Below are 7338 nucleotides of genomic sequence, written 5' to 3'. Positions count from 1 at the left end.
GAAACTGAGTCTTCCACAATCGGGAGATTTACTGGAGAAAAATGTTGGATTTATAGAAGAAATTTGTATTTTTGCAGACCTTTTGGATGAGACTCTCGTCTAATGAAGAGGAAAGGAGAGGAACGCCCGGTGTCCGCACATACACAAACTCATTACACACGTGAGCAAGCGGTTGAGTACATAATGGACCAATACGGAGAAACGTTGAAAAGAACCATTTTTACATATGTGAAGAATCACCATACCACAGACGATATCTTTCAGGATGTTTTGTTACAGATTTATCGCAAGTGGGATAGGTTCAACGGAGATTCCCAATTGAAAACTTGGGCGATGAGAATTGCCATCAACCGATGCAAAGATTATTTACGATCCCCTATTCACCGCATCAAAATCGCTACAGATAAATGGCGGGAACAAAAAGCCCCGAACTACACGGAGCAAAGAGTCGTGCAAAAAGAACAGTGGGATGAAATAGCGGAAGCCATCCTTAACCTCCCAATCAAATATCGGGAAGTCATGATTCTCACTTTCCAACAAGATATGACGCAGAAACAGATTGCTGAAGCGACCGGAACGCCTTTAAGTACGATCAAAACAAGGATGCAGCGTGCACGTCAACTGCTTAGAGAAAAGGCAGATGAAGGAGGGATAGACCCGTGGATCATCAACGAATAAAAGAAGCCATCAATCGTCAAATGGGCGAGGATCCTTTATTCACAGATAAAGACAAAGAGCGCTTTTATAAAAAGAAGCCTAACCGACGGCTACGTTTCCCTGCTGTTCCGAAACTGGTTACGGTCCTCCTTGCTTTCATTGTTTTGAGCGGATCCTATTATACCTTTCTGAATACGGACTGGTTTGAGCAATCTTCTTCACCTACGGAAGAGAAATCAGAACCAATGGAAGAAACGTCACCTGCTCCTGATCCGGACCCAGAAGAACCCACCTATGTAAAGGTTGAAAAGCTCAAGGAAGTCATTACTTCTATGCCGACCAAAAGTAAGATGAAAGTCGTCATTGATCAATTTGCAGGAACTGAAGTTGAATCCAAACTAGCAGATACAGAGAATGACAATGGAAACGAGTATAAATTGTTTGAGAGTTATTATGCATTTGCCGGCCTGAGCGAATCGGGAAACCAGTCTGCTTATGACGGGCCTCTACCTCCCCCAAAAAAGGACTTTGAAAATGGCAAGATAGAAATTTCTATGAAGCTTAACTGGGTAGAGGGGGGAGAGCGCGTTTTACTAAATGAAGCGACACTCCTTTACCTATCAGAAGAAGGAGATCTGATTGAAGAAAACTACAAAGTACACGAGCGCCATCGAAATTTCATCAAGGTTAAAAATCCCGATGAACCCGTTGTCATGGACGACTTAATCCTTCGCTCCATCGCAAGATCCGTAGATAAAGAGCCGGATGCCGTCACCAAGCGAGATCTATTATATTTAGAAGAATTGACGATTAACGCCTCCCATTTGAGTGGCATCTATGAAGTGAACGAAGATATTGAATATTTTAAAGCGATGCAGTCCCTTTTCGTGCTGAAGCTGAATCAAGCCATTATTCCTGGTGAGTTATTAAAGGAAGTCCCTTACTTGGATCAGGCAACTTTCATCGGTCCTACCGTTGACGATTTGAGTCGTGTCAAAGAAGGGCTGCAAACCATTACGTATTTGAATTTGATCAATTCTTCCTTTAGAGGAACGGCTGAAGACATTCTTGAGCTGAAATCTCTGAACATCGTCAGGGTCGACCCGGCCATTGTTCCTAATTACGAAGATTTACAATTTGAAGGTATGGACGTTCGGTGGTAAGAACAAAAAATAAAAGGGGACGGGGACCCGCTTCCGTTTGGAGGCGAACCTCCCCCTCCCCTACTTATTTTAGGTATAGGATTCTTTAAAAGGAGGTATTTCCATGTGCGGAATCGTTGGAATATTCAATAAAATAGGGGTTGAAAATCACACGATCATCCAGGACATGATGGAAAAAATCCAACACAGAGGACCAGACAACCAAGGTTCATATACAGATGGGGAAATCAGCTTAGGATTTCAGAGACTGACGATCATCGATGTTTCTGAAAATGGTAATCAACCGATGTTTAGTGAAAATGAAAGGTATGTGATGGTTTTCAATGGAGAAATCTATAACTTTCAAAGTCTGAGAGAGGATTTACTCCTACAAGGGCACACGTTTCATAGCCAGGCGGATAGTGAAGTTGTCCTTCACGGCTTTGAGCAATACGGTCCTGATATTTTGCAAAAGTTACGGGGAATGTTCGCTTTTTCCATATGGGACAAAGTTGAAAAACAACTTTTTATTGCCAGAGACATGTTTGGAATTAAACCGCTTTATTATACACAGGAAACGACAGACGGCTCCTTTTTATTTGGTTCTGAAATTAAATCGTTTCTTGCTCACCCTCAATTTCGGAAGTCCTTTAACCATGAAGCCTTGCAACCTTATCTGACCTTTCAATATTCGGCTATGGAGGAAACATTTTTTGAAGGAGTTTACAAACTTCCTCCCGGGCACTACATGATTCATGGTAACGGTAATTTTGAAATACGGCCATACTGGGAGCCCTCTTATTCTGAGGAAACAACAGATTTAAACGAAGCCATTGAGAAAATTCAGGAAGCGATGGATGATTCCATCCGGCACCACAAAATCAGTGATGTTGAAGTAGGATCCTTCCTTTCAGGCGGCATTGATTCAAGCTATGTGACGAGCCTATTGAAACCGAATAAAACGTTCTCGATCGGCTTTGAAGATTATGAAGGCATGTTTAATGAAACGACACTTGCTGAAGAGTTATCACAAAAAATAGAAGTCGAAAACCATAAACGGCTCATATCAGCCGATGATTTTTTCCAGGCGGTGCCTACCATTCAGTATCATATGGATGAACCTCATGCGAACTTGTCCTCCGTCCCTCTTTTCTTCTTAAGTGAATTGGCTAAAGAACATGTGACGGTTGTTCTTTCTGGAGAAGGAGCTGATGAACTTTTCGGAGGATATGATTGGTATAAGATCAGTCCTGAACAGAAGATTTATGAAAAAGTGCCTTTTACGCTTCGTAAATCTATTGCTAGTGTTTCTTCTAAGCTTCCTAAAAATAGGATCACCTCATTCTTGACGAGTGGCGGAGAGAAGATTGAAGAGAAATTCATCGGACACGCGAAAGTCTTCCGACATGAAGACGCTCACAAAGTCCTTAAACCTGCATACCGTCAAAGTCGTAAACCAGCAGACCTTTTATCAAAGACCTATGCCAAAGTTTCGGGAGCGAATGATTCGACGAAGATGCAATACGCCGACCTTCACCATTGGCTTCCTGGGGATATCCTTCAAAAAGCGGATAAAATGAGCTCCGCACACTCTCTTGAGTTACGCGTTCCCTTTTTGGATGTAAAAGTAATGGAAGTCGCTTCCTCCCTCGCTCCTTCTTTAAGAGCAAATGGCAAGGACACCAAATATGCCCTCAGAGAAGCTGCGAAGGCTGTGCTCCCTGAAGAATGGGCAAACCGTAAAAAAGTCGGCTTTCCCGTCCCTATCCGGGATTGGCTGAGAAAGAAAGAATACTATGATTTAGTGAAGACATCTTTAACATCTGAAACAGCTCAGGAGTTTTTCCACACCCAAGCATTAGTCCAATACTTGGACGACCATTATGAAGGAAAAGGTAATCATCATCGTTATATTTGGACGGTTTATGTGTTCCTTCAATGGTATGATGTCTATTTTGGAAATGCGGTACACCTTCAAGAAGAGGTAACTCAACTCGCTTATGCATAAAAAAACCGGCAGCGTTTGAAACGCTGCCGGTTTTCGTTGTTTTATTCAAATGAAATGGCCCAGCTTCCTTCTCGCATGACGGGTTCTGTCGTTCCGTCTGCTCGTACACCATCAATGTCAAGCTCACCGGATCCCATCATGAAATCAACGTGAGATAAACTATCATTCACACCATTTTGATCAAGCTCTTCTGCGCTCATATCTGATCCGCCTGTCATGTTGTTCGGATAAGCTTTTCCAAGCGCAAGGTGACAAGAAGCGTTCTCATCATAAAGTGTGTTGTAGAAAATCAAACCAGACTGAGATATTGGTGACTCGTGTGGGACAAGTGCCAGTTCTCCCAGCCTGCGTGATCCTTCATCTGTTTCCAGAAGGTGCTTGAGGGTTTCTTCGCCTTCTTCCGCTGTAAAGTCCACGACTTTCCCCTCTTTAAACGTCAGTGTGAAATTGTCGATGACGTTTCCACCATAGTTCAACGGTTTCGTACTGGAAACTTTCCCATTTACCCCATACTTATGCGGTGCTGTAAACACTTCTTCCGTCGGCATGTTCGGGTTGAATTGAACGTTAGCTTCCACCGTCTTCGAAGGTCCGCCCTTCCAGATGTGCCCTTCAGGCAGTGCTACTTCAAGATCTGTACCTGGGGCTTTGTAAATCAACTTCTGGTACTGTTTTTTATTCAAGTATTCACGAGCTTTAATCAATGTTTGGTTATGGTCTTCCCATGCAGCCACCGGATCTTCTCTGTCGACACGGACAATGCTGAAGATTTGCTCCCAAAGCTTTTCAACCGCTGTATCTTCATCTTGTCCAGGGAAGATCTTTTGTGCCCATTTAGGGATCGGGATACTGACGATCGACCATTGAATGCGGTCATTCATCGTATAGTCACGGAACTTGGACATCGCTTCTGATCTTGCTTTGGTCGCAGCTGCAACTTTGCTCGCATCAATACCTTTTAGAAGATCAGGGTCTGTCGATCGAATGGAAAGAATGGCCGCTCCCTGTTCCGCAAAATACGTGTACTGCTGCTTCTGCCATTCTGGAACGTCAGATAACGTCTCCTGGTCGGCATGTTCGTATTTCATGCGCGTCAGTTCATCGTCGCCCCAGTTAATATGTACATCCTTCGCTCCCATTTCGAAAGCTTTTCGTGCGACGATGCGTGTGAATTCCGCACCGGCAATCGTAGAATTGATCATTAGCAATTGATCCTGCTGCAAATTGACGCCTGTACGCAAGGCTAATTCCGCATATTTTTCCAAGTTTTCAATGCTTGGCATTTTCATTTTCACATTCCTCCTGTTAGCTTGTATCCGTATTCATTATTCCATAAAACGCACGGAACTACAAAAAGAAGCAAATGAACGGCACTGTCCCCTATTGAAAAAAAGAGAGTGGAAAACAATTGCTTTCCACTCTCCTTTCCATTACTCTTCCTCTACCCCTTCAACAATTAAAGACAGTTCTTCCCACCGCTCCATTTTTGTTTCCAGTTCTGATTCGGCTTCTTCTTTTTCCTTGGATAGTTCCTGGACGCGGTCATAGTTTGTCGCTTCTGCCGCAAGCTGTTCGTCCAGGCTCACAACTTTCTCCTCAAGGGCCGCTATATTATCTTCAATCGTCTCCCATTCTTGCTTTTCACGATAAGATAACTTGCGTTTCCGATTGGCACGGCGTGTATCTTCTTGAGCGGAAGGCTTCTTGTCTACCTGCTCCTCTTTCTTTTCATCTTTTCTCTTTTCCAGATATTCCGTGTAATTGCCATAGAACCTCCGGACTTTTCCATCCCCATCGAAAGCTAACAGGCGGTCTACAACACGATCCAGGAAATAACGGTCGTGTGAAACGGTGATGACGACACCAGGGAACTGTTCCAAGTAATCTTCGAGCACACTGAGCGTCTCTGTGTCGAGATCGTTGGTCGGTTCATCTAAGAAAAGAACATTCGGTTCGCTCATCAGCACTCTAAGCAAATACAAACGGCGGCGCTCTCCGCCAGATAGGCGTTTGATATACGTCCACTGCTGCGGGCGAGGGAATAAAAATCGCTCAAGCATCTGTTCCGCTGTAATTTCATCACCATCAGCTGTCGTAATGACTTCCGCTACTTCTTTTATATATTCAATAACTTTCAGACTTTCATCAAGCTCTCCATGATCCTGTGTATAATAGCCTATTTTAACAGTCGAACCGATGTGGACATTCCCTGCATCCGGTTGAATGCGTTCAGCCATGATGTTCAGCAATGTCGTTTTTCCTGATCCATTCGGACCGATGATTCCTAGTCTTTCCCCCGGCACCACAAGGTAGTCCAGAGCATCGATCAGCGACTGTTCTCCGAAGCCGTGGGAGACTCCCTCTAGCTCGATCACCTGATTTCCTAATCTTGTAGAACCAATCGCCATATCAACGTTTTCTTTCTTCGTATCAAAGGTTTCTTCCTTCATGGCTTCTACTCGTTGTTTACGAGCTTTTTGTTTTGTCGTTCTCGCTTTCACACCAGCTTTTAACCAGGCCAGCTCTCTCCTGAGCGTATTTTGGTGTTTTTGCTCAGCCTGACGCTCCCACTCTTCTCTTTCCGCTTTTTTCTCAAGGAATGTTTCATAGTTTCCTTCATAAATATATAAGCGGCTTTTATCCAGTTCATAAATCAAATTCGTCACACGATTCAGGAAGTATCTGTCGTGTGTGACGATGACAAGTGACCCTCGATAGGAAGCTAGATGCTCTTCCAGCCATTCGATGGTTTCATTATCAAGATGGTTGGTAGGCTCATCCAGCAAAAGTAAGTCAGCCGGCTGAATCAGAGCTTTCGCAATAGCGACCCTTTTTTTCTGTCCTCCAGAAAGTTCGCTGATCTTCTTATCAAAAAACTCGATCCCCAATTTGGATAGAACCGTTTTAGCCACCGTGTTCGCTTCCCAGGCTCCTTTTTCATCCATCTTTTGCTGTAGGTCAAGCATACGTTCCTGGACTTTGGGATCCTCAGGATGAGCGGCTAGTTCCAACAGCACTTTTTCATAGGATCTCATGACGACCATGATCTCAGCATCACCGTAATAGATCTGTTCAAGAACCGTATGGCTCTCATCCAGTTCAGGTTCCTGTGGCAGATATTCCACAGTGAAATCCTTCGCATGATCCATATCCCCTGAATCGCTACTCTCTATGCCTGCTAGAATCTTCATAAGCGTAGATTTCCCCGTCCCGTTCACTCCAATCAGGCCGATTCGCTGCTGATTGGAAATCGTGAAAGTAAGGTCGTCAAATAGATCTTTATCTCCATAACTTTTACTCAATTGATTGACTGATAATAAACTCATTCCGCTCATTCCTTTTACTGAATATCTCTGTCCATCATATCACATCTGTGAGTGTAAAGACTGATGCCGCGTTCCTACTCTCGTTTGGCGCGGTTCGGACCTCGTTTGGCGCGGTTCGGACCTCGTTTGGCGCGGTTCGGACCTCGTTTGGCGCGAACGGGCATCCTATAAATGGATGCCCGTTCGCGCAATAATAAAAACAGCC

General features: G+C 44.1%; 5 protein-coding genes. 3 read left to right on the top strand and 2 right to left on the bottom strand.

Annotated elements, in window-relative coordinates; genetic code table 11:
- Positions 1-129 precede the first annotated feature (129 nt).
- The 3 genes from HFA01_RS08370 (at position 130) to asnB (ending at position 3807) form a co-directional block, all read left to right on the top strand.
- Positions 130-678 carry a sigma-70 family RNA polymerase sigma factor gene (locus HFA01_RS08370; protein WP_246139301.1) on the top strand — a complete coding sequence of 183 codons (549 nt, stop codon included), beginning with the start codon at positions 130-132 and terminating at the stop codon, positions 676-678.
- A complete protein-coding gene (locus HFA01_RS08365) occupies positions 660-1820 on the top strand; it encodes a hypothetical protein (protein WP_146815149.1) in 1161 nt (386 codons plus the stop codon). The genes HFA01_RS08370 and HFA01_RS08365 overlap by 19 nt, the downstream gene beginning before the upstream one ends.
- A gap of 103 nt (positions 1821-1923) precedes the next feature.
- Positions 1924-3807, top strand: coding sequence for an asparagine synthase (glutamine-hydrolyzing) (gene asnB, locus HFA01_RS08360; protein ID WP_146815147.1), 1884 nt, complete (start codon positions 1924-1926; stop codon positions 3805-3807).
- A 41-nt stretch (positions 3808-3848) separates the two neighbouring features.
- Here asnB and HFA01_RS08355 read toward each other — a convergent pair whose 3' ends face one another.
- Together HFA01_RS08355 and HFA01_RS08350 are read right to left on the bottom strand one after the other, a co-directional pair.
- Positions 3849-5096 (bottom strand): aminopeptidase, encoded by a 1248-nt coding sequence (locus HFA01_RS08355; RefSeq protein WP_146815145.1) that lies wholly within the window; start codon positions 5094-5096, stop codon positions 3849-3851.
- Positions 5097-5237: 141 nt separating this feature from the next.
- On the bottom strand, positions 5238-7133 hold the full coding sequence (locus HFA01_RS08350; protein ID WP_146815143.1) for an ABC-F family ATP-binding cassette domain-containing protein: 1896 nt from the start codon (positions 7131-7133) through the stop codon (positions 5238-5240).
- Between the last annotated feature and the right edge of the window lie 205 nt (positions 7134-7338).

It is taken from the genome of Halobacillus faecis (assembly GCF_007991335.1).
Classification (GTDB): Bacteria; Bacillota; Bacilli; order Bacillales; family Halobacillaceae; genus Halobacillus; species Halobacillus faecis.
The sequence above is the reverse complement of the archived record's forward strand: the minus strand, read 5'-3'. Positions and strand labels throughout refer to the sequence as shown.